Consider the following 21,722-nt stretch of genomic DNA (forward strand, 5'->3'; position numbering starts at 1 on the left):
AACCGGTGACGACCGCTGGACCGCCCGTGAAGGGCCGCGCCACCCGGCAGCGCGCCGCCGTGGCGGCAGCCCTCGACGAGGTCGACGAGTTCCGCAGCGCTCAGGAACTCCACGACATGCTCAAGCACAAGGGCGACTCGGTCGGTCTGACCACGGTCTACCGCACCCTCCAGTCCCTCGCCGACGCCGGCGAGGTCGACGTCCTGCGCACCTCCGACGGCGAGTCCGTCTACCGCCGCTGCTCCACCGGCGAACACCACCACCACCTCGTCTGCCGCGTCTGCGGCAAGGCCGTCGAGGTCGAGGGCCCCGCGGTCGAGAAGTGGGCGGACGCCATCGCGGCCGAGCACGGCTTCGTGAACGTGGCGCACACGGTGGAGATCTTCGGCACCTGCGCGGAGTGCGCCGCGAAGTGAGCCACGGGTCCTTCTGACGGCTCCCCGCGGGCTCTCAGCCCTCTCCCCCGGCCGGCTGGTGCCCTGGTCCGCCGTGTCCGGCGCGCCGGCGGCCGCCCCCGCCCGGAGCCACGCGTTCCGCTCCGGCCGGTCGGCCGGATCCGGGCGCCCGTGGGCCTCGGCGAGGTCCAGTGCCCGGGTCGTCCACTGTTCCCGCCCGAAGCGGCGGACCAGGTACCGTCCGCCCTTGCCGCGGAACACGTCCCACTGGATGTTGGCGCCCAGCGGGGCCACCTCCGCGCCCCGCCAGGGGTTGTCGGCGTAGGTGTACGGCTGCGCGGGCGTCGCGGGCCGCGTGCTGCCGGGCAGGCCCATCAGCGCGGCGAGCGGGACGATCTCCTCGGCGTGGGTGAAGCGGAACTCGGCCCCGCGGTCGCTGGTGCCGTCCCGCAGGATCAGGTCGCCGTCCTCGCAGCCGGTGGCGGAGCGGGAACCGTGCCGGGAGACGGTCTCCGTGAGGACGGGGGTGAACCCGGCCGGCGGCTGCTGGTACGTACGCGGGTTCTGCCGGGGGGCGTACGGCGCCTTGGTGCCGTCACTGTCGTGGCGCGCGGGCTGCCGGCCGGCGGCCCGCGCGGGCAGGGCGGCGACCAGCAGGGCGCACAGGGCGAGGACGGGGGTGACACGCTTCATGGCCGGACCGTCGGCGACACGCGTGAACCCCCGGTGGCTACGAGGTGGCCGGCCGCCCCCTCATGTCCCTTTCCATGGCGAGCAGTTGCTCGTTCGGCACGGCGCCGCCGAAGCGCCGGTCGCGGGAGGCGAACTCGACGCACGCGCGCCACAGGTCGCGGCGGTCGAAGTCCGGCCACAGCACGTCCTGGAACACCATCTCGGCGTACGCGCTCTGCCAGAGCAGGTAGTTGGAGGTGCGCTGCTCACCGCTGGGCCGCAGGAACAGGTCCACGTCCGGCATGTCCGGGTAGTAGAGGTACTTCTGGATGGTCTTCTCGCTGACCTTGTCCGGGTCGAGGCGGCCCGCCCTGACGTCCTCCGCCAGTGCCTTCGCCGCGTCCGCGAGTTCGGCCCGGCCGCCGTAGTTCATGCAGAAGTACAGGGTGAGCCGGTCGTTGTCCTTGGTCTGCTCCTGCGCGATCTGAAGCTCCTTGGCGACCGACTTCCACAGCTTGGGCATCCGCCCCACCCAGCGCACCCGGATGCCCAGCGCGTCGAGCTGGTCGCGGGTCTTGCGGATGAAGTCGCGGTTGAAGTTCATCAGGAAGCGGACCTCGTCCGGCGAGCGCTTCCAGTTCTCGGTGGAGAAGGCGTACAGGGAGATGCTGCCCACGCCGACCTCGATCGCGCCCTGGAGCACGTCCAGCACGCGCTCGGCCCCGACCTTGTGCCCCTCCGTCCTCGGCAGCCCGCGCTCCTTGGCCCAGCGGCCGTTGCCGTCCATGACGATCGCCACATGGTTCGGGACGAGCTCACCGGGGAGCTTGGGCGCGCGAGCGCCGGACGGGTGGGGCTCGGGCGTCCTGTACTCGCGGCGCTGGCGCCCCAGGATCCCGCGTACGACCATGTGCTTCTCGTCTCCTCGTGCTTGCTGCTAGGACTTTTCCACGTACCGAAGGGAGCGCAGCCCGCGCTCCATATGCCAGTGCAGGTAGGCGGACACCAGCCCGCTGCCCTCCCGGACGTACCGCGGCTCGCACGCGTCCGCGGTCTCCCAGTCTCCCGTAAGGAGTGCACCGAGCAGTTCGAGGGTCGCCGGCGACGGTACGACACTGCCGGGCACCCGGCAGTCCACGCACAGGGAACCACCCGAGGCCACCGAGAAGAACCGGTTCGGCCCGGGCATCCCGCACTTCGCGCAGTCGCCGAAGCTCGGGGCGTACCCGTTGACGGCGAGCGAACGCAGCAGGAAGGCGTCGAGCACGAGGTGCGGCGCGTGCTCGCCACGGGCCAGCGTCCGCAGGGCACCGACGAGCAGCAGGTACTGCTGCACGGCCGGCTCGCCCTCGTGGTCGGTGAACCGCTCGGCGGTCTCCAGCATGGCCGTCCCGGCGGTGTAGCGGGCGTAGTCGCTGACGATCCCGCCGCCGTAGGGCGCGATGGTCTCACTCTGCGTGCACAGCGGCAGCCCGCGGCCCACCAGTTCACTTCCCCGCGCGAAGAACTGCACGTCCACGTGTGAGAAGGGCTCGAGCCGCGCCCCGAACTTCGACTTGGTCCGCCGCACCCCACGGGCCACCGCCCGCACCCGCCCGTGCCCCCGCGTGAGCAACGTGATGATGCGGTCCGCCTCACCCAGCTTCTGGGTGCGCAGCACGACGCCGTCGTCACGGAACAGACTCATGGGGTTCATTCTCCCTCACGGCGACCGGGCGGGGCCGGGGCCGGGAAGCATCCCCTCGGTGTGACCCCCAGCACCCGGTGGAACGTGGCCGTCCGAGCCTCTTCCCCGCGCCCCCTCCTCGCCTGCCTGCGTCAACTCCCGTACTCCCGGGCGCCATTGGTCCGACCTCTGGCGGCTACGCCATTCGTGTGTGCTCCCTTGACCGCCCCCGCGGGCCCTCATATGGTCACGCTGACCGACCGGACGTAGGACGTCGTATCTCCCCCGCTGGAGGACCCGTGCGCGACGTGACCCACGACATGCCGGCGGTGCACCGCCGGTCGTTCCTGAAGTACACCGGCGCGCTGGGCGCGGCCGCCGCCCTCGCCGCCTCGTCGGCGGCGCTGACGTCCTGCTCGTCCGGTCCGGAGTCGACGAACGACACCGGCGGCGGGGGCGGCGCCGACCGCACGCTGACCGCGGTGATCGGCTACGGCAACGACGGCAGCTGGGACCCGACGCAGACGGCGTCCGCGTTCGCCATGGCCGCCAACAACCACATCTACGAGGGGCTGCTGGACACGGACCCCATCACGCGCGAGCCGTACCCGGCGCTCGCCACCGAGGTGCCCGGGAACCCGGACAGCACGTCCTGGAGGTTCACGCTGCGGGCGGGGGCGACCTTCCACGACGGGAAGCCGGTCACCGCCGACGACGTCGTCTTCGTCTTCGACCGGATCCTGGACCCGGGGACGCAGACCCTCGCCAAGGGGTTCTTCGCGAGCTGGCTGAAGGAGGTCCGGAAGGTCGACGCGCGGACCGTGGAGCTCGTGCTGCGGTTCCCGTTCCCGGAGGGCGTCTCCCGGCTCACCTTGGCCAAGATCATGCCGAAGCACGTGTTCTCCCGGCCCGGCGCCTGGGACGAGGCGGTCAGGGGCAAGGCGATCGGCTCGGGGCCGTACCGGCAGACCGCGCACCACCCGAAGTCCAACACGACCTTCGAGGCGTTCGACGGCTACAACGGGCCGCGCAGACCGGCGTTCAAGAGGATGAACTGGCTGACGATCGTGGACGCGGCATCCCGGGTGGCGAAGATCTCCGGGGCGAGCGCGGGCGCGCAGATCGCCGACAACATCCCGTACGCGAACATCGCGAGCCTGAGGCAGGGCGGGCTGTCGGTCGCGGGCGGGGCCGGGATGAACAACCTGTTCCTGATGTTCAACACCCGGCACAAGCCCTTCGACGACGTGCGGGTACGCCAGGCGCTCCACTACGCCATCGACACCGGCAAGATCGTGGAGGTGGCCCTGAAGGGACACGGGAAGCCGTCCTCGTCCTTCCTCGACGAGGGCAACCCGGCCTACCGGCGGGCGAAGACCGTCTACGACCACGACCCCGACCGGGCGAAGGCGCTGCTGAAGGCCGCCGGCGTGAGAGGTCTGAAGGTGGACGTGCTCGCCGTCAACGTCAGCTGGATCGTGGACTGCCTGCCGACCGTCAAGGCCTCGTGGGACGCGATCGGCGTCGAGACCACCCTGTCCCCGCAGGAGACCACCGCCGTCTTCACCAAGCTGGACCAGAAGCAGGACTACCAGGTCGTGGCCGCGGCCTCGAACCCGAACCAGTTCGGCCTCGACGCGGACCTGATCATGCGCTACAACCACGGCCCCGAGAATCTGTGGATGCGGTACACCCGGTGGGCCGACGACCCCGTAGCCAAGCGGCTCTTCCAGGACATGGACCGGGCGACCCGGGAGCCGGACCCGGAGAAGAAGAAGGCGATGATCCAGGACTACATCGACGTCGTCGCCGAGCAGGCCGTGCTCTACCCGGTCGTCCACAACGAGCTGATGACGGCCTGGGACCCGCGGAAACTGACCGGGACAAGGGCCCAGCCGTACCCGGGGGTCAACCTGCTCCAGGCCAAGTGGGCCTGACGGCATGACGGCCGTCGTACGGATCCTGCTCCGCCGTGTCGCCCTGCTCGTGCCGCTGATGCTGGGCATCGTGCTGTTCGTGTTCCTGGTGATGCGGTTCTCGGACGTCGACCCGGCGTCCGCGTTCTTCCAGGGCGCCAACCCGACACCCCGGCAGCTGCACGACTTCCGCGAGCGCAACGGCCTGCTCGACCCGCTGCCGGTCCGCTACGTCCACTTCGTCGGCGACCTGCTCCACGGCGACCTCGGCACCAGCGCGCTGACCCGGGCGCCGGTCGCCGACCAGGTCGCCACCGCGCTGCCGCTCACCCTCCAGCTGACCTTCCTCGGCCTCGCCATCGCGGTGGTGCTGTCGCTGGCCGGCGGGGTGACCGCGGCGATCCACCGGGACCGGCTGCCCGACCAGGTCATCCGGGTGGTGTCCCTGACCGGGGTCGCCGCGCCCGGCTTCTGGCTGGCGCTGCTGATGATCCAGTACCTGGCGGTGGACCGGGGCTGGTTCCCGACCGGCGGCTACGTCAACGCGGCCGACTCCGTCACCGGCTGGCTGCGGACGATGACCCTGCCGGCGTTCGCGCTGTCGCTGCCGGTCGCCGCGCAGCTGACCCGGATCGTGCGGACGGCCGTGGTGGAGGAGCTGGACAAGGACTACGTACGGACCGCGATCGGCAGCGGGCTGCCGCCGAGGGTGGTGATCGGGCGGAACGTCCTGCGGAACGCCCTGATCAACCCGCTCACCGTGCTCGGTCTGCGGGTCGGCTATCTGCTGGGCGGCGCGGTGGTCATCGAGACGATCTTCTCGCTGCCGGGCATGGGCAAGCTGATGATCGACGCGGTGCAGAACGGTGACCCGGCGGTCGTCCAGGGGGTCGTGCTGACCACGGCGACCGGGTTCGTCGTGGTCAACCTGGTGATCGACCTCCTTCACCTGCTCGTCAACCCACGGCTGCGGGCCGCCTGATGGTCACGCGCGCGAGCCTCACCGAGCGGCTCTCCCGGCCCGGCGTCCGGCCGCGCGGATGGCGGCGGCTGCCCCCGCTGTCGAAGGCGGCCGTCTGCTTCCTGGCGGTCGTCGTACTGACGGCACTGCTGGCCCCGGTCCTCGCCCCGGACGACCCGCTCGACCAGCAGCCCCCGGCCGGCGGCACCGGGCACCCGTCCGCCGCGCACTGGATGGGCCAGGACAGCCTCGGCCGGGACATCCTCAGCCGGCTGATGTACGGGGCCCGCTGGTCGCTGGCGATCGGGCTGGGCGCGACCGGGCTGGCCCTGGTGGCGGGGGCGCTGATCGGGGCGGTGGCGGCGACCTCCCGGAAGGGGGTCGACGAGACGCTGATGCGCTGCCTGGACGTGGTGATGGCGTTCCCGGGCATCGCGCTGGCCGCCGTCCTGGTGGCCGTGTTCGGCGGCGGGATCACCGTGCTGATCTGCGCGATCGCCTTCCTGTTCACCCCGCCGGTGGCCCGGGTGGTCCGGGCCAACGTCCTCGATCAGTACGGCGAGGACTATGTGACGGCGGAACGGGTGATCGGCGCCCGGACGCCGCACATCGTGCTGCGGCACGTGGCCGTCAACTGTGCCGCTCCGGTGCTGGTGTTCTGCACGGTGCAGGTGGCCGAGGCCATCGTCTTCGAGGCGTCGCTGTCCTTCGTCGGCGCGGGCGTCAGGCCCCCGGACCCGTCCTGGGGCAGCGTCATCGCGGACGGCAAGAACATGGTGCTGACCGGCGGCTGGTGGGCGACCGTGTTCCCGGGGCTGCTGATGCTGCTCACCGTGCTGGCGCTGAACGTCCTGTCCGAGGGCGTGTCGGACGCCTGGGCCGGGCCGTCGTCCCGGGAGGTGGAGGCACCCGGGGACCGTCCTCGGACACCGCACGCCGACGCCGACGCCAATGTGGGCACCGGCACCGGCGAGGTGCTCCCGCTGCCCGGCCTGGCCGACGCCGCCCGGCGGCTGCGCGCACGGGCCCGGCCCGTCCCCGGCGGCCCGCCGGTCCTCTCGGTGGAGGACCTCGCCATCGGCTTCCCCGGGCGGCACCGGGGTGTGGACGTCGTGGCCGGTGTCAGCTTCGAGGTGCGTCCCGGCGAGGTGCTGGGGCTGGTCGGCGAGTCGGGCTGCGGCAAGTCGCTGACCGCGCTCACCGTCATGGGGCTCCAGCCCCCCGGCGCCCGGGTGCGCGGCCACGTGCGCTTTCGGCAGCGGGACCTGCTCGCCGAGCCGCTGCGGGCACGGCGGCGGCTGCTCGGCCACGAGATGGCGATGGTCCACCAGGACGCCCTGTCCTCGCTGAACCCGGCGATGACCGTCCGCGCCCAGCTGAAGCAGCTCGTGCGGCGCGGCGGCCGGCGCGGCCCGCAGGAGCTGCTGGCCCTGGTCGGCCTCGACCCCGGCCGCACCCTGCGCAGCTATCCGCACGAGCTCTCCGGCGGCCAGCGCCAGCGCGTCCTGATCGCCATGGCCCTCTCCCGCGACCCCGCCCTGATCGTGGCCGACGAGCCGACCACCGCCCTGGACGTCACCGTGCAGGCCCAGGTCATGGAGCTGCTGCTGCGGCTGCGCGAGGAGCTGGGCTTCGCGCTGGTCCTGGTCTCGCACGACCTGGCACTGGTCGCGGACGTCACCGACCGGGTGGCGGTGATGTACGGCGGGCAGATCGTGGAGACGGGCGTGACCGCCGACCTGGTGGCGGCACCGGCCCACCACTACACGCGCGGGCTGCTCGGCAGCGTGCTCTCACTGGAGTCGGCCGAGGCACGCATGACGCAGATCAAGGGGGTCGTACCGTCCCCCGGCGACTTCCCGGCGGGCTGCCGTTTCGCCGACCGCTGCGCGCTGGCGACCGGGCTCTGCCGCACGACCGTCCCCGGCCTGCTGGGCACCCCCACGCACCGGGCGGCCTGCCACCACCCGGCGGTCGGTCCGGCCTCGCCGGACGTCACGGACGGCACGGACGGCACGCGACGCCCGGAAAGCGGGGCGGTGACGTGAACGCCGTCGTGGAGCTGGCGGACGTCCACGTCGTCCACCGGGCCCGCAGCGGGGGTCTGTTCAGCCGGGACCGGGTGTACGCCCTGACCGGCGCCGATCTGACCGTGGCCCCGGGTGAGACGGTGGGGGTGGTCGGCGAGTCGGGGTGCGGGAAGTCGACGCTGGCGAAGGTGCTGATGGGGATCGAGCGGCCGGCCTCCGGGACGGTGTCCTTCCACGGCCGCGACCTGTGGTCCATGTCCGCCGGCGAGCGCCGGGCCGCCGTCGGGGCGGGGACGGGCATGGTGTTCCAGGACCCGTCCACGGCGCTGAACCGCCGGCTGCCGGTCGGCAGGATCCTGCGCGACCCGCTGGACGTGCACCACCGGGGGACGAAGGCACAGCGGGAGGAGCGGGTGCGGGAGCTGATGTCCCTGGTGGGCCTCCCCGGAGCCCTCGCCGACGCGCTGCCGGGCCGGCTCTCGGGCGGGCAGCGGCAGCGGGTGGCCATCGCGCGGGCACTCGCCCTGGACCCCGAGCTGGTGGTGGCGGACGAACCGACCAGCGCGCTGGACGTGTCGGTGCGCGCCCAGATCCTCAACCTGCTGCTCGACCTGAGGGAACGCCTGGGCCTGGCCATGGTCTTCGTCTCGCACGACATCCAGACGGTACGGCGGATGAGCGACCGCGTGATCACCATGTACCTGGGCCGGATCGTCGAGGAGACCCCGGCCGGCCGGGTCACCGACCGCTCCCGCCACCCGTACACCCGCGCCCTGTTCTCCGCGACGCCGGGCCTGCTGGACCCGATCGACCCGATCCCGCTGACCGGGCCGGTGCCGTCGGCCACCCGGCCGCCGAGCGGCTGCCCGTTCCGCACCCGCTGCTGGAAGGCGGACGAGGCGTGCGCGGCCCGGATGCCGGAATTCTCGGCCGCGTCGGACCCCGGGCACCGCTACCGCTGCCACCATCCTGTGGAGGAGGACCGTCCGACCCGCGATCTCGTACCCCAGAACCAGACCAGGGAGCCCTCATGACCCTGCCCGCCCCGCTCTGCGGTGTCGTACCGCCCGTGTGCACGCCCCTGACACCGGACGGCGAGGTGGACGTCCCCTCGCTCCTCAGGCTGGTCGACCATCTGGTGGCGGCCGGGGTGCACGGCCTGTTCGTGCTCGGCTCGACCTCCGAGGCGGCGTTCCTCACGGACCTCCAGCGCAGGCTGGTGGTGGAGGCGGTCGTGGGCCACGTCGGCGGTCAGCTCCCGGTGCTGGCCGGGGCGATCGAGATGACCACGCCCCGGGTGCTGGACGACGTCCGCAAGGTCACCACGGCCGGCGCCCGTGCCGTCGTCGTCACCGCCCCCTTCTACACCCGCACCCATCCGGCGGAGATCGCCCGCCACTACCGCCGGATCGCCGCCGTCTGCCCGGTCCCGGTGTTCGCGTACGACATCCCGACGGCCGTGCACACCGAACTGCCCGCCGAGCTCGTGCTGGAGCTGGCCGCCGACGGCGTGCTGGCCGGGCTGAAGGACTCCAGCGGTGACCTGGGCGGGTTCCGGCAGGTCGTCACCGGCGGCCGGGGCATCAGCGGCTTCAGTGTGCTCACCGGCTCCGAGCTGATCGTCGACGCCGCCCTCGCCCTGGGCGCCGACGGGGCCGTGCCCGGCCTCGCCAACGTCGACCCGCACGGCTACGTCCGCCTCGACGAGCTGTGCCGGGCGGGTGACCGGGACGCCGCCCGGGCCGAGCAGGAACGGCTGTGCGCCCTGTACCGGATGGTGGGCGTCGGCGACCCGGCGCGGATGGGCGGGAACTCGTCGGCCATCGGCGCCTTCAAGGCGGCACTGCACCTGCGGGGCGTGATCGACTGCCCGCTGACCGCCGAGCCGCAGATCCCGCTGTCGGCGGAGGAGGTCGAGCAGGTGGGGAAGTTCCTGGCGGCGGCGGGTCTGCTCTAGGACGGCCGGGAGAGGTCCAGCCGGCGGAACTCGATGGTCTCGTACGGTCCCGTCGTGCCCGTCTCGTACAGGATTCCGACGGCCCGGGCGGTGCCGTCATCGAGCTGCACGAGGTCGGAGTAGGCGGCCGGCCGGTCGGACAGGGTCAGCGCCCTGGTGAAGGTCGCCCCGTCATCCGTGCTGCGCCAGATCGCCATGGCGCGGCGGGCAGTGGGCACGGACGGCGCCGAGAACAGCAACGGGGCCCCGGGCCCGCGCAGTTGGAGCACGCTGCCCTGGACCACCGGCACGTCGTCCAGCGCCGGCTGGACGGCGTAGGGCCGGTCGAGGGTCTGCCCGCCGTCACTGGAGTAGGTGTCGAGGCGATTGCCGGGGTCGGCGCCGTTCTGGTCGCGGGCGCTGAAGTAGAGCCGTCCGTCGGGGAGTTGGGCGGCCGTGTTCTCGTTGGCGTTGTCCCGGCCGTCGTAGGAGTCGTCCACGAAGCCCAGCCGCCAGCTGTGCCCGCCGTCGTCGCTGTAGAGCGCGTGGGCGCCGTAGTACTTCGCCTCCCGGCCGGTGTCGGCGGAACCGGCGGGCGGGGCCGCCGAGTGGTTGGCGGGGACCACCAGCCGTCCCGCGTGCGGGCCGCGGGTGAGCGCCACCGCGTGCCCCGGTCCCGTCGCGTACCAGCGCCAGCCGCGCGGCTTCACCTCGTCGGTGATGTCCCGGGGGCGCGTGAAGTGCCGGCCGTCGTCCCGGCTGCGCTGCACGAACACCCGGCGGCCCTGCCCGGGGGCGACCTCGCCGCGCATGATCTGCGCCTCGGTCACGGCACCGCTGTTGTAGGAGGTCAGCAGCACGATCGTGCCGGTGCGCGGGTCCACCACCGGTGCCGGGTTGCCCCGGGTGTCCCCGTGCCCGGCGGCGACCACCCGCAGCGGGCCCCAGGTGCAGCCGCCGTCGGTGGAGCGGCGCAGGACGACATCGATGTCACCGGTGTCGCCCGCACCGGCGTGGCGGCCTTCGGCGAAGGCCAGCAGGGTGCCGTTCTGGGTGACGACCGCGGCCGGGACGCGGTACGTGTCGTAGCCGCCCTCGCCGGAGACGTACGGCACGGAGGACACGCAACCGGGTGCGGCGTGGGCGGCCCGCGTGGTGGCGAGCGGGGCGAGGAGCACGGTGGCGGCGAGGAGGACGCGGCTGAGGGGGGTCACGGTGTCATGTTTCCCGCAGTCACCGGTCCCGACTCGTCGGCCACGACTCGTAGGCCACGACTCGTAGGCCACGACGACCAGCCGGGCCCGGCCCCGCGCGCCCGGCTCGTCCATGATCCGGCTGACGCGGGCAGGGAGGCCTACGACGGTGTCCGGGCCGCCGCGAGCAGCCGGGTCACGTCGTCGGCGCGGATGGTCAGGGCGGCGCCGACGGTGATCAGGGCGTCGCGTTCGGCCGGGGTGTAGGGGCCGTCGGCGAGGGCGATGCGGGCGGCTTGGAGGAGGATCGCCTCGCGGCCGGCGGGGGCGAGGTGCGGGGCGAGCGGGTCGAGGGACTCGTGCAGCTCTATGGCCAGGCTCGCGCCGCCCGGCTGCTCGAAGACCCGGCCGGTGTCCGCGTGGAGCGCCTCGACGAGCGCGGCGAGCTGCTCCTCGGTGCAGTCCTGGAAGCCGGCGGCGCGGACCCCGCCGACCGCGGTCTCCAGGGAGGCGCGGGCGCAGGTGCCGCCCGCCGTGAGGACGGCGAGGGCGACCGTGTGCACGGCGTCGCGGAGCATGGCGGAGAAGCGGGTGGTGGTGGGGTGGTCGAGGACCTCGGTGCCGAAGTGGTGACGGCAGGAGGCGCACTCCACGACCGGTCCGGTCACCCCGCGCGGCAGCACGGGCACGCCGAGGAGGGTGAAGCGGCGGCGGCCGGTGAGGCGCTCGTAATTGCGGTCGCCCCCGCAGCCCGGGCAGAAGAATTCACCGTCGCCCACGGGCGTCCACGCGACGCGGGTACCCGCGATGCGGACAAGCCTGGTGGCACGGCCGTCTCGTCCCCGTACTGGCAGCACGTCGCACCTCCGTAAGGGCGCGGCATCATCGCCGCGCTGGCGTGATGTTAGCCACATTGTCGAGGTGGAGTCAGTACCCCGTACGAGACCTGTCCGTGACCTTCACGAACAGATGGCCGATACATGACGGTGCCCTGACCGCCGCACAGGGTGGTCAGGGCACCGAAAGCGCTGGTCGGAGGGGGTCAGCGGGTCGCGCGGTTCACGGCCGACACGACCGCCTTGAGTGACGCACGCGTCGTGTTCGCGTCGATGCCGATTCCCCACAGGACCTTGCCGTCGATCGCGCATTCGATGTAGGAGGCGGCCTGCGCGGAGGCGCCCTCGCTCATCGTGTGCTCCTGGTAGTCCAGCAGGCGTACGTCGACGCCGATGGACTCCAGCGCGTCGAAGAAGGCGGAGATCGGGCCGTTGCCGGAACCGCTCAGGACGGTGTCCTCGCCGTCGACCGTGGCCTCGACGGTGAGGGTGTCCACGCCGTCGGTGTCGGTGGTCGACTGGCCGGTGCGGACCTGGATGCGGCCCCAGGGGTTCTCGGGGTTGGGCAGGTACTCGTCCTGGAAGACCGCCCAGATGTCGGAGCCGGTGACCTCGCCGCCCTCGGCGTCCGTCTTCGCCTGGATGATCTTGGAGAACTCGATCTGCATCCGGCGGGGCAGGTCCAGCTTGTGGTCGTTCTTCAGGACGTAGGCGATGCCGCCCTTGCCGGACTGGGAGTTGACGCGGATGACGGCCTCGTAGGAGCGGCCGACGTCCTTGGGGTCGATCGGCAGGTACGGGACCGCCCACTCGATGTCGTCGACGGTGACGCCCTTGGCGGCCGCGTCGGCCTCCATGGCGTCGAAGCCCTTCTTGATGGCGTCCTGGTGGGAGCCGGAGAAGGACGTGTAGACCAGGTCGCCCACGTACGGGTGGCGCGGGTGGACCTCCATCTGGTTGCAGTACTCCCACGTACGACGGATCTCGTCGATGTCGGAGAAGTCGATCTGCGGGTCGACGCCCTGCGAGAACAGGTTCATGCCCAGGGTGACCAGGTCGACGTTGCCGGTGCGCTCGCCCTGGCCGAACAGGCAGCCCTCGACGCGGTCGGCGCCGGCCATCAGGGCCAGCTCGGCGGCGGCGACGGCCGTACCCCGGTCGTTGTGCGGGTGGACCGACAGGCAGACGTACTCGCGGCGGGACAGGTTGCGGTGCATCCACTCGAAGCGGTCCGCGTGCGTGGACGGCGTCGAACGCTCCACGGTGGCGGGCAGGTTGAGGATGATCTCGCGGCCCGGGCCGGGCTGCCAGACGTCCATGACCGCCTCGCAGACCTCCAGCGCGAAGTCCAGCTCCGTGTCGGTGAAGATCTCCGGGCTGTACTGGTAGCCGAACTCGGTCTCCGGGCCCAGCAGCTTCCCGGCGTACTCCATCACCAGGCGGGTGCCGTCGACGGCGATCTGCTTGATGTCGTCCTTGGAGCCGCGGAAGACGACCCGGCGGAAGACCGGCGCGGTGGCGTTGTACAGGTGGACGGTGGCCCGGCGGGCGCCCTTCAGGGACTCCACGGTCCGCTCGATCAGGTCCTCGCGGGCCTGGGTCAGGACGGAGATCGTCACGTCCTCGGGGATCGCGCCCTCTTCCTCGATGATGGAGCGCACGAAGTCGAAGTCGGTCTGGCCGGAGGCGGGGAAGCCGACCTCGATCTCCTTGTAGCCCATCTTGACCAGCTGGTCGAACATCCGGCGCTTGCGCTCGGGCGACATGGGGTCGATCAGGGCCTGGTTGCCGTCGCGCAGATCCGTGGAGAGCCAGCGGGGGGCGACGGTGATCCGGTTGTTCGGCCAGGTGCGGTCCGGGATGTCGACCTGGTCGTACCGGCCGTACTTGTGGATCGGCATGGAAGTGGGCTGCTGGCGGTTCGCCATGATTGCGTGGGCTCCTCGAGAAGTCCGGTGTGACCGGTGTCCGGAAGGACGGCCGACGACGCAGCACCAAGCTCCGCGGGGAGGGAGTCGGCCTTGTCTACAGGCCCTCGCCGCGGCAGCTAAGGAGAAGCAGCCCGAAACGCATGATGCTCCGCAGCCTAGCCGAGCCCCGCTGGATACGCGGGACCGTCCCAGTATGCGGGACCGCGCGAATGAACCGGACAAAAAGTGCGCCATACCACTCCGTGACGCTCCGCTACGCCGGATGTCCGGGTATTTCACCAATCATGGTGGCGCGTAGTGACACGGACGTCACTCAGTGCGATGGTGCCGGACATGACGACCAACGGGGGCTTCCAGCCCGTCTTCTGCACCATCGTGCCGCCGCACGTCCTCGACCGGCTCGCCCGGCACGAGGACCCGGCGATCTCCGCGCCCGCCCGCCGCTCCCTGGAGCACGACGCCTACCAGCGCACCCGCCGCCACCTGAACACGGTCCTCGGCGTACCCGCCGCCGCCCCGCCCGCCGGTGCCGCCGCCGACCAGCCGCACCGCACGGTCTACGACGCCGGACACACCGAGGACCTGCCCGGCGACAAGGTCCGCGCGGAGGGCTCCGACCCCGGCGACGACGCCACCGTCAACCGCGCCTACGCGGGCCTCGGCGCCACCTTCGAGCTGTACCTGAAGGCGTACGGCCGCCACTCCATCGACGACAACGGGCTGCCGCTGGACGCCACCGTGCACTTCGGCGAGAACTACGACAACGCCTTCTGGAACGGCGAGCAGATGGTCTTCGGCGACGGGGACGAGGAGATCTTCCTCGACTTCACCATCCCGGTCGACGTCATCGGCCACGAACTGACCCACGGCGTCACCCAGTACACCGCGAACCTGGAGTACTACGGCCAGTCCGGCGCGCTGAACGAGTCGCTCTCCGACGTCTTCGGCTCCCTGATCAAGCAGTACGGCCTCGGCCAGACCGCCGCCGAGGCCGACTGGCTGATCGGCGCCGGGCTGCTCGCCCCGCGCGTCACCGGGACCGCGCTGCGCTCGATGAAGGCCCCGGGCACGGCCTACGACGACGACGTCCTCGGCAAGGACCCGCAGCCCGCGACCATGGACGACTACGTCCGCACCGGCCGCGACAACGGCGGCGTCCACATCAACTCCGGCATCCCCAACCACGCCTTCTACCTGGCCGCCACCGCCCTCGGCGGCCACTCCTGGGAGAAGGCCGGCCAGATCTGGTACGACGTGCTGACCGGCGGCGAGCTGCGGACCGACGCCCTGTTCGCGGACTTCGCCACCCTGACCGTGAAGGCCGCGCGCGAGCGGTACGGCGCCGGGGACGAGCTGCAGGCCGTGCAGAAGGCGTGGGAGGAGGTCGGCGTGCGGACGCTGTGATTCCGGGCGGATCCGTACTAGACAGGACCCATGCGGATTCGGGTGAGGCGCACAGGCGGTTTCGCGGGCATCGAGCGCCGCGCCGAGGTGGACACCTCGGGGCGGCCCGACGCCCAGGAGTGGCGGGCCCTGGCCGAGAAGGCACTGGCCGACGGCCGGGGCACGCCCCCCGCGGGCGTGCCGGACGGCTTCGGCTACGCGATCACCGTGGACGGCACGACGGTGTACGCCGCCGATCCCCGCCTGACGCCGGAGCAGCGGGAACTGGTCTCGCGCGTCCTCAAGGAGGGTGCGTAACCGGCACTTCACGCCCGGGCGTTGACTTCCGTTACCGGCGGTACGGATGATCACGCCCATGGCGACTGATGCAGACAACCCGATACCCCGGTTCCCGGCCGGCTTCCTGTGGGGCGTGTCGACCTCGGCCCACCAGATCGAGGGAGCCGCGGGCGAGCGCGAGCCCTCCGTGTGGGACGCGTTCACGGCCGGGCCGGGACGGGTGAGGGACGGCTCGACGGCGGACGTGGCCTGCGACCACTACCACCGCTACCGGGAGGACGTGGCCCTCCTGGCCGGGCTGGGCGTGGACGCGTACCGCTTCTCCGTCTCCTGGCCCCGGGTGAACTCCCCCGGCGGTCTGGACTTCTACGACCGTCTGGTCGACGAGCTGTGCGCGGCGGGCGTACGGCCCGTCCCCACCCTCTTCCACTGGGACCTGCCGGCCGCGCTGGACTGGCTCGAGCGGGACACGGCGTCCCGGTTCGCCGATCACGTGGCGGTGGTCGCCGAACGGCTCGGTGACCGCGTGCCGAAATGGATCACCCTCAACGAGCCCGCCGAGCACACCCTGCTCGGCCACGCCCTCGGCGTCCACGCGCCCGGCAGGAAGCTCCTGTTCGACGCGCTGCCGGTGGCCCACCACCAGCTGCTGGCCCACGGCCTCGCGGTACGGGCGCTGCGCGCGGCGGGCGCGGCCGACATCGGGATCGCCAACTCGCACGGGCCGACCTGGCCCGCCTCCGCCGAGAGCGCCGACGTCGAGGCGGCGGACTTCTACGACCTGCTGCTGAACCGGCTCTTCGCGGACCCGCTGATCCTCGGCGAGTACCCCGCCGGGCTCGGCGAGCTGATGCCCGGTGATGTCGCCGCGGACCTGAAGGTCATCTCCGAACCGGTCGACTGGTACGGCGTCAACTACTACGCCCCGACGAGGGTCGGCGCCCCGCAGGGCACCGAGATCGAGTTCGGCGGCATCACCATGCCCGCCGAACTTCCCTTCTCGGTAAGGGAGATCGAGGGCCGCCCGGTCACGGACTTCGGCTGGCCGGTCGTCCCGGAGGGACTGACGGAGCTGCTGACGGGTTTCCGCGACCGCTACGGCGACCGCCTCCCGCCGGTCGTCGTCACCGAGAACGGCTGCTCCTACGAGGGCGTCGACGACCAGGACCGGATCGCCTACCTGGACGGCCACGTACGGGCGCTGCACCGGGCGCTGGAGGCCGGGGTGGACGTGCGCGGCTACTTCGTCTGGTCGCTGCTGGACAACTTCGAGTGGGCGGAGGGCTACACGCGCCGCTTCGGGCTGGTCCACGTGGACTACGCGACGCTGGAGCGCACCCCGAAGGCGTCGTACGGCTGGTACCGGGAGCTGCTGCGGGCGCAGAGATGACCACCGTCCGCGCGCCCGGCGCGCTCACCGAGCCCGTCGAACCAGTCGGCCGGGGCTGGACGGCGTCCCTCTCGCTCGCCAACGGGGCGATCTGGGTGGGCTGGTACGGCCCCCTGCAGATCCTGCTCGCCTCGCAGGCGGGGGACTTCGCGCCCGGCTCCGGCATGTCGAAGGAGACGATGCTGGCGTGGGTGACGGGCGCCGGCGCGGTGGTGTCGCTGGTGGCGAACCCGCTCTTCGGCGCGCTGTCCGACCGTACGACGTCCCGCCGGGGCCGCCGCACGCCGTGGATCGTGGCCGGGGCGGCGGGCGGCGCGCTGTCCCTGCTGCTGCTCGCGGGCGCGGGCCGGATGGCCACGATGACGCTGGGCTGGTGCCTGGTCCAGCTGACGCTCAACGCGGCCTTCGCCGCGGTCACGGCGGCGGTCCCCGACCGGGTGCCCCGGCTCCAGCGGGGCTCGGTCGGCGGCTGGCTGGGGGCGGCGCAGATCCTCGGCGTGGTCGGCGGGACGGGACTGGCGACGGCCGCCGGGGGCGTCGGGGCGGGTTACGCGGCCTGCGCGGTGTTCACGGCGGTGGGCGTGCTGCCGTACGTGTGGCGTTACGCGGACCTCCGGCTGGCCGTCGAGGACCGCCCGCCGTGGTCCTGGCGCGGCTTCCTCGCGGGCTTCTGGCTGAGCCCGCGCCGGTACCCCGACCTGGGCTGGGCCTGGCTGACCCGCTTCCTGATCAACCTCAGCAACGCGCTGGTGCTGCTGTACCTCCTGTACTACCTGCGCGACCGCCTGCACTACCACGACCCCGACGAGGGCGTGCTGGTCCTGACCGCGGTGAACGGGGTGACCCTGCTGGCCACGGTGGTGGTCGGCGGCGTGTGGTCGGACCGGGTGGGCCGGCGCAAGCCGTTCGTGGTGTGGTCGGGCGTGCTGATGGCGGTCGCGACGGCGGTCCTGGCCGGCTGGCAGACCTGGCCCGGCGCGATCGTGGCGGCGGCGGTCCTCGGCGTCGGCTTCGGCGTGTTCACCTCCGTCGACTTCGCGCTGATGACGGACGTCCTGCCCAAGGCGCTGGACCGCGGCAAGGACCTGGGCGTGATCAACGTCGCCAACGCCCTCCCCCAGGTCGCGGCCCCCGCCCTCGCCGCGCCGATCGTGACCTACCTGGGCGGCTACCGGGTGCTGTACCTGGTCGCGGCCGTGATCGGGCTGGCGGGGGCGGTGCTGGTGGACCGGATCAGAGGGGTCGAGTGACCGCCAGTACCGGGCGGGCCGAGCGGGGGCCACGGGGCCGGCGCGGTCCTCCGGCGGGGTCGGAGGGTCAGAAGCCCAGTCGGCGCAGCTGCTTCGGATCCCGCTGCCAGTCCTTCGCCACCTTCACGTGCAGGTCCAGGAAGACCGGCGTGCCCAGCAGCGCCTCGATCTGCTTGCGGGACTTGATGCCGACGTCCTTCAGACGCTTGCCCTTGGGACCGATGATGATCCCCTTCTGGCTGGGCCGTTCGATGTAGACGTTGGCGTGGATGTCGAGGAGGGGCTTGTCGGCCGGGCGGTCCTCACGCGGAAGCATCTCCTCCACGACCACCGCGATGGAGTGCGGCAGCTCGTCGCGGACGCCCTCCAGCGCCGCCTCGCGGATGAGTTCGGCGATCATGACCTGCTCGGGCTCGTCCGTGAGGTCGCCCTCGGGGTAGAGCGCCGGGCCCTCGGGCAGGAGGGGGACCAGCAGGTCGGCCAGCAGACCCACCTGCTTGTCGCCGACCGCCGACACCGGCACGATCTGCGCCCATTCGAAGCCCAGCTCCTTGCCCAGCTGGTCGATGGCGATCAGCTGCTCGGCGAGGGTCTTGGAGTCCACCAGGTCGGTCTTGGTGACGATGGCGATCTTCGGGGTCTTCCGGATCCCGGCCAGCTCCTTGGCGATGAAGCGGTCACCGGGACCGATCTTCTCGTTCGCGGGCAGGCAGAAACCGATCACGTCGACCTCGGCCCAGGTCGTGCGGACCACGTCGTTCAGCCGCTCGCCGAGCAGCGTGCGTGGTTTGTGCAGCCCGGGGGTGTCCACCAGGATGAGCTGCGCGTCGGGCCGGTGCACGATGCCGCGTACCGTGTGCCGCGTCGTCTGCGGCTGGTTCGCGGTGATCGCCACCTTCTGCCCGACCAGAGCGTTCGTAAGGGTGGACTTGCCCGCGTTGGGGCGGCCCACGAAGCAGGCGAAGCCGGCACGGTGGACGGTCTCGCCCGGCTCTTCGGATGACTGGGTACGCACGCTCATGGCGTTCATTGTCCCTGATCCACAAGGCCCCGCCGCACCGGCGGGCACCATCGGCCCTCCCCGTGAGGTTCCGGAAACCCGCGCGCAACGAAACGTCACGGAAACACACCCGTACGCAACCGGAAACGCGCGCCGGTGACCCTCTGACGAGGCCCCGCACCGTTGGAGACACCCGTGATCCTCGCCGCAGCGCAGGCAGCACACGCAGCACACGCAGCGCACGTCGACACCGGCGACACCGCCTGGCTGCTCGCCGCCACCGCCCTCGTCCTGCTGATGACCCCGGGCCTCGCCCTCTTCTACGGCGGCATGGTCCGCACGAAGAGCGTCCTCAACATGCTGATGATGAGCTTCGTCTCGATCGCCCTGGTGACGGTGGTGTGGCTGGCCGGCGGCTACTCGCTGGCCTTCGGGGACGACGCCGGCGGCGGGCTCGTCGGCGGGCTCGCGCACGCCGGAATGGCCGGGCTCGGCCCGGGCAGCGTCCGGGGAACCGTGCCCACCCTGCTCTTCGCCACCTTCCAGCTCACCTTCGCGATCGTCACCGCCGCCCTGGTCAGCGGCGCGATCGCCGACCGGGCGAAATTCTCCGCGTGGCTGGTCTTCGTCCCCGTGTGGGCGCTGCTCGTATACGTCCCCGTCGCGCACTGGGTGTGGGGCCCGGGCGGCTGGATCGTGGACGGGCTCGGCGCGCTCGACTTCGCCGGCGGTATGCCGGTCGAGATCGCCTCGGGCGCCTCCGGACTGGCGCTGTGCCTGGTCCTCGGCCCGCGGCTCGGGTTCAAGAAGGACTCCATGCGGCCGCACAACCTGCCCATGGTGGTGCTCGGCGCCGGCCTGCTCTGGTTCGGCTGGTTCGGGTTCAACGCGGGCTCCGCGCTCGGCGCGAACGGCCTGGCCGCCGCGGCCTTCCTCAACACCCTCGCCGCCGGCTGCACCGGCCTGCTCGGCTGGCTCTTCGTCGAGCAGAAGCGCGACGGCCACCCCACCACCCTGGGCGCGGCCTCGGGCGCCGTGGCCGGTCTGGTCGCCATCACCCCCTCCTGCGGTTCCGTCTCCCTGCTGGGCGCCCTGGTGGTCGGCCTCGCCGCCGGCGTCCTGTGCAGCTACGCCGTGAGCTGGAAGTTCAAGCTGGACTACGACGACTCCCTGGACGTCGTCGGCGTCCACCTGGTCGGCGGAATCGTCGGCACCCTGCTCATCGGCCTGTTCGCCGAGAAGGCGATGACCGGCGGTGCGGAGGGCCTCTTCTACGGTGGCGGCGTCGGCCAGCTCGGCAAGCAGCTGCTCGGTGTGGTGGCCGTGGCCCTCTACGCCTTCGGGGCGACGTACGGCATCGGCAAGCTGCTCGACAAGGCGATGGGCTTCCGGGCGAGCGAGGAGCAGGAGTACACCGGCCTGGACCTTACGGTGCACGCCGAGACGGCTTACGATCACGGGGTCCTGGGCCACGGCGCCCCGGTGTCCCAGTCCGTCCCCACCGCCAAGAAGGTCGACACCCAGGCATGAAGCTCATCACCGCGATCGTCAAGCCGTACCGCCTCGACGAGGTCAAGACCGCCCTCCAGGAGCTCGGCGTGCACGGTCTGACCGTGACCGAGGCCAGCGGGTACGGCCGGCAGCGCGGCCACACCGAGGTGTACCGCGGTGCCGAGTACCGGGTCGACCTGGTGCCCAAGGTCCGGATCGAGGTCGTCGTCGAGGACACCCTCGCCGACGACGTGATCGACGCGGTCGTCAGGGCCGCGCGGACGGGGAAGATCGGCGACGGGAAGGTGTGGGCACTGCCCGTGGAGACGGTCGTGCGGGTACGGACGGGCGAGCGCGGCCCCGACGCGCTCTGAACAGGGCCCCGGCCGCCACCCCGGCGGCGAACACCACCGCCACCACCAGCCAGGGCAGCGCGAGGAAGGAGGCGCTCGCCGACTCGCGGGTGCCCGTGGCGCTGGCCGTCAGGGTCACGTCCCCCCAGTCGAGCTGGGGCGCGCCCCGCCAGGGTTCGCTGAGCCGCACCCGCTGCCCGGGCAGCAGCTCGGCGGGGATCCTCGTCAGGTCGCGGGCCAGCAGCGTGCGGCCGAACACGCCCCGCGCCCTCAGCTCCACCTTGGGGTCGAGGGTGACGTTGCCGGTGTTGTGCAGGGTGTAGGAGACGGTCGCCGTGCTGTCGCCGAGGCCGGGGACGAGCGGCTGGTGGTGGGTGAGGCGCACGTTCTCGACGGCGACGGCGGGCAGGGTGGGCCCGCCGACCCGCAGGTAGACCCGGGCGCCGACGGCCCGCCGCACCCCGAGCGCGAGGGAGCCGGCGCCCTGGGCGACGTGTTCGTCCAGCGCGACGATCGCGCCCGGGTGGTCGCCCGGTTCGGCGCCCTCGGGCACGCGCAGCGTGAAGGGGACGGTGACCTTCGTGTGGCCGGGGACGGTGATCCGGGACTTCGCGGGCCGCGCCCAGGCACCGACGCCCCGCATCCGCTCCGTGGCCGTGCGCACGGCGAAGCCGCCGTCGCGGGCGGTGTTGTAGGCGTCGGCCGCGTACAGCCGGAAGGTCAGGGGCTCGCCGGTCTTGTTGGCGACGACCACCTTGTCGGTGACCGTCTGGCCGGGGTCGGCGGAGAGGTAGAAGTACGGCCGTGCGGCGACGCGGGTGGAGACGGGGTAGACGGACCAGCTGCCGTTGTCGGCGGCGTGCGCGGGGACCGTCGCGGCGGCCAGGAACAGCCCCTGGAGCAGGGCGGGGAGCAGGAGGAGGACGTACGGCTTGCGCATGGGTGCGGACCCCCGCGGCGTTGAGTCGGGTCGGCGGTCGGGCGGGTGCGGTCCCGGTGCGGTCGGGCGCCCGGCCACC

19 protein-coding genes are annotated in these 21,722 nt (G+C 72.2%); 12 read left to right on the forward strand and 7 right to left on the reverse strand.

Going from position 1 to position 21,722, the window contains the following annotated elements; all coding sequences use genetic code 11:
* The first annotated feature begins 5 nt into the window (after positions 1 to 5).
* Complete coding sequence (locus ABZX30_RS11170) at positions 6 to 416, forward strand: transcriptional repressor (protein WP_355931657.1); 411 nt, start codon at positions 6 to 8, stop codon at positions 414 to 416.
* A gap of 709 nt (positions 417 to 1,125) precedes the next feature.
* Here the strand turns inward: ABZX30_RS11170 and ABZX30_RS11175 are convergent.
* Together ABZX30_RS11175 and recO are read right to left on the reverse strand one after the other, a co-directional pair.
* Entirely contained in the window at positions 1,126 to 1,977 is an 852-nt protein-coding gene (locus ABZX30_RS11175; RefSeq protein ID WP_355931659.1) for an isoprenyl transferase, read from the reverse strand.
* A 27-nt stretch (positions 1,978 to 2,004) separates the two neighbouring features.
* On the reverse strand, positions 2,005 to 2,754 hold the full coding sequence (recO, locus tag ABZX30_RS11180) for a DNA repair protein RecO (protein ID WP_355931661.1): 750 nt from the start codon (positions 2,752 to 2,754) through the stop codon (positions 2,005 to 2,007).
* Between the two features lie 278 nt (positions 2,755 to 3,032).
* On the opposite strand from recO, the gene ABZX30_RS11185 reads away from it, so the two are divergent.
* From ABZX30_RS11185 to ABZX30_RS11205, 5 genes are read left to right on the forward strand one after another with little or no spacing between them, the layout of a single operon-like run.
* Positions 3,033 to 4,670, forward strand: coding sequence for an ABC transporter substrate-binding protein (locus tag ABZX30_RS11185; protein WP_355931664.1), 1,638 nt, complete (start codon positions 3,033 to 3,035; stop codon positions 4,668 to 4,670).
* Positions 4,671 to 4,674: 4 nt separating this feature from the next.
* Positions 4,675 to 5,631 carry an ABC transporter permease gene (locus ABZX30_RS11190; protein WP_355931665.1) on the forward strand — a complete coding sequence of 319 codons (957 nt, stop codon included), beginning with the start codon at positions 4,675 to 4,677 and terminating at the stop codon, positions 5,629 to 5,631.
* Positions 5,631 to 7,658 carry a dipeptide/oligopeptide/nickel ABC transporter permease/ATP-binding protein gene (locus ABZX30_RS11195; RefSeq protein ID WP_355931667.1) on the forward strand — a complete coding sequence of 676 codons (2,028 nt, stop codon included), beginning with the start codon at positions 5,631 to 5,633 and terminating at the stop codon, positions 7,656 to 7,658. Before ABZX30_RS11190 ends, ABZX30_RS11195 begins: the two co-directional genes overlap by 1 nt.
* On the forward strand, positions 7,655 to 8,674 hold the full coding sequence (locus ABZX30_RS11200; RefSeq protein WP_355931669.1) for an ABC transporter ATP-binding protein: 1,020 nt from the start codon (positions 7,655 to 7,657) through the stop codon (positions 8,672 to 8,674). Before ABZX30_RS11195 ends, ABZX30_RS11200 begins: the two co-directional genes overlap by 4 nt.
* Entirely contained in the window at positions 8,671 to 9,597 is a 927-nt protein-coding gene (locus ABZX30_RS11205; protein WP_355931671.1) for a dihydrodipicolinate synthase family protein, read from the forward strand. The genes ABZX30_RS11200 and ABZX30_RS11205 overlap by 4 nt, the downstream gene beginning before the upstream one ends.
* Here the strand turns inward: ABZX30_RS11205 and ABZX30_RS11210 are convergent.
* The 3 genes from ABZX30_RS11210 to leuA form a co-directional block, all read right to left on the reverse strand.
* Positions 9,594 to 10,790 (reverse strand): sialidase family protein, encoded by a 1,197-nt coding sequence (locus ABZX30_RS11210; RefSeq protein WP_355931673.1) that lies wholly within the window; start codon positions 10,788 to 10,790, stop codon positions 9,594 to 9,596. The two genes, ABZX30_RS11205 and ABZX30_RS11210, sit on opposite strands and share 4 nt — an antisense overlap.
* Before the next feature lie 140 nt (positions 10,791 to 10,930).
* A complete protein-coding gene (locus ABZX30_RS11215) occupies positions 10,931 to 11,626 on the reverse strand; it encodes a TerB family tellurite resistance protein (protein ID WP_355931676.1) in 696 nt (231 codons plus the stop codon).
* A 185-nt stretch (positions 11,627 to 11,811) separates the two neighbouring features.
* Positions 11,812 to 13,533, reverse strand: coding sequence for a 2-isopropylmalate synthase (leuA, locus tag ABZX30_RS11220; protein ID WP_355931678.1), 1,722 nt, complete (start codon positions 13,531 to 13,533; stop codon positions 11,812 to 11,814).
* Positions 13,534 to 13,869: 336 nt separating this feature from the next.
* On the opposite strand from leuA, the gene ABZX30_RS11225 reads away from it, so the two are divergent.
* From ABZX30_RS11225 to ABZX30_RS11240, 4 genes are read left to right on the forward strand one after another with little or no spacing between them, the layout of a single operon-like run.
* On the forward strand, positions 13,870 to 14,940 hold the full coding sequence (locus ABZX30_RS11225; protein WP_355931680.1) for a M4 family metallopeptidase: 1,071 nt from the start codon (positions 13,870 to 13,872) through the stop codon (positions 14,938 to 14,940).
* A 30-nt stretch (positions 14,941 to 14,970) separates the two neighbouring features.
* Positions 14,971 to 15,237 (forward strand): protealysin inhibitor emfourin, encoded by a 267-nt coding sequence (locus ABZX30_RS11230; protein ID WP_355931682.1) that lies wholly within the window; start codon positions 14,971 to 14,973, stop codon positions 15,235 to 15,237.
* A gap of 58 nt (positions 15,238 to 15,295) precedes the next feature.
* Positions 15,296 to 16,609 carry a GH1 family beta-glucosidase gene (locus ABZX30_RS11235; RefSeq protein ID WP_355931684.1) on the forward strand — a complete coding sequence of 438 codons (1,314 nt, stop codon included), beginning with the start codon at positions 15,296 to 15,298 and terminating at the stop codon, positions 16,607 to 16,609.
* Entirely contained in the window at positions 16,606 to 17,859 is a 1,254-nt protein-coding gene (locus ABZX30_RS11240; protein ID WP_355931686.1) for an MFS transporter, read from the forward strand. The genes ABZX30_RS11235 and ABZX30_RS11240 overlap by 4 nt, the downstream gene beginning before the upstream one ends.
* A gap of 67 nt (positions 17,860 to 17,926) precedes the next feature.
* Here ABZX30_RS11240 and era read toward each other — a convergent pair whose 3' ends face one another.
* Positions 17,927 to 18,880, reverse strand: a complete 954-nt coding sequence (era, locus tag ABZX30_RS11245; protein ID WP_355931689.1) for a GTPase Era — start codon at positions 18,878 to 18,880, stop codon at positions 17,927 to 17,929.
* A gap of 174 nt (positions 18,881 to 19,054) precedes the next feature.
* Between era and ABZX30_RS11250 the strand changes: the two genes are divergently transcribed.
* Both ABZX30_RS11250 and ABZX30_RS11255 read left to right on the forward strand, forming a co-directional pair.
* Positions 19,055 to 20,389: an ammonium transporter gene (locus tag ABZX30_RS11250; protein ID WP_355931691.1), complete on the forward strand. Its 1,335-nt coding sequence runs from the start codon at positions 19,055 to 19,057 to the stop codon at positions 20,387 to 20,389.
* A complete protein-coding gene (locus ABZX30_RS11255; protein ID WP_355931693.1) occupies positions 20,386 to 20,724 on the forward strand; it encodes a P-II family nitrogen regulator in 339 nt (112 codons plus the stop codon). Before ABZX30_RS11250 ends, ABZX30_RS11255 begins: the two co-directional genes overlap by 4 nt.
* Here ABZX30_RS11255 and ABZX30_RS11260 read toward each other — a convergent pair.
* Positions 20,618 to 21,643 (reverse strand): DUF916 domain-containing protein, encoded by a 1,026-nt coding sequence (locus tag ABZX30_RS11260; RefSeq protein ID WP_355931695.1) that lies wholly within the window; start codon positions 21,641 to 21,643, stop codon positions 20,618 to 20,620. The two genes, ABZX30_RS11255 and ABZX30_RS11260, sit on opposite strands and share 107 nt — an antisense overlap.
* Between the last annotated feature and the right edge of the window lie 79 nt (positions 21,644 to 21,722).

The organism is Streptomyces sp. NPDC004542 (assembly GCF_040610035.1).
Classification (GTDB): domain Bacteria; phylum Actinomycetota; class Actinomycetes; order Streptomycetales; family Streptomycetaceae; genus Streptomyces.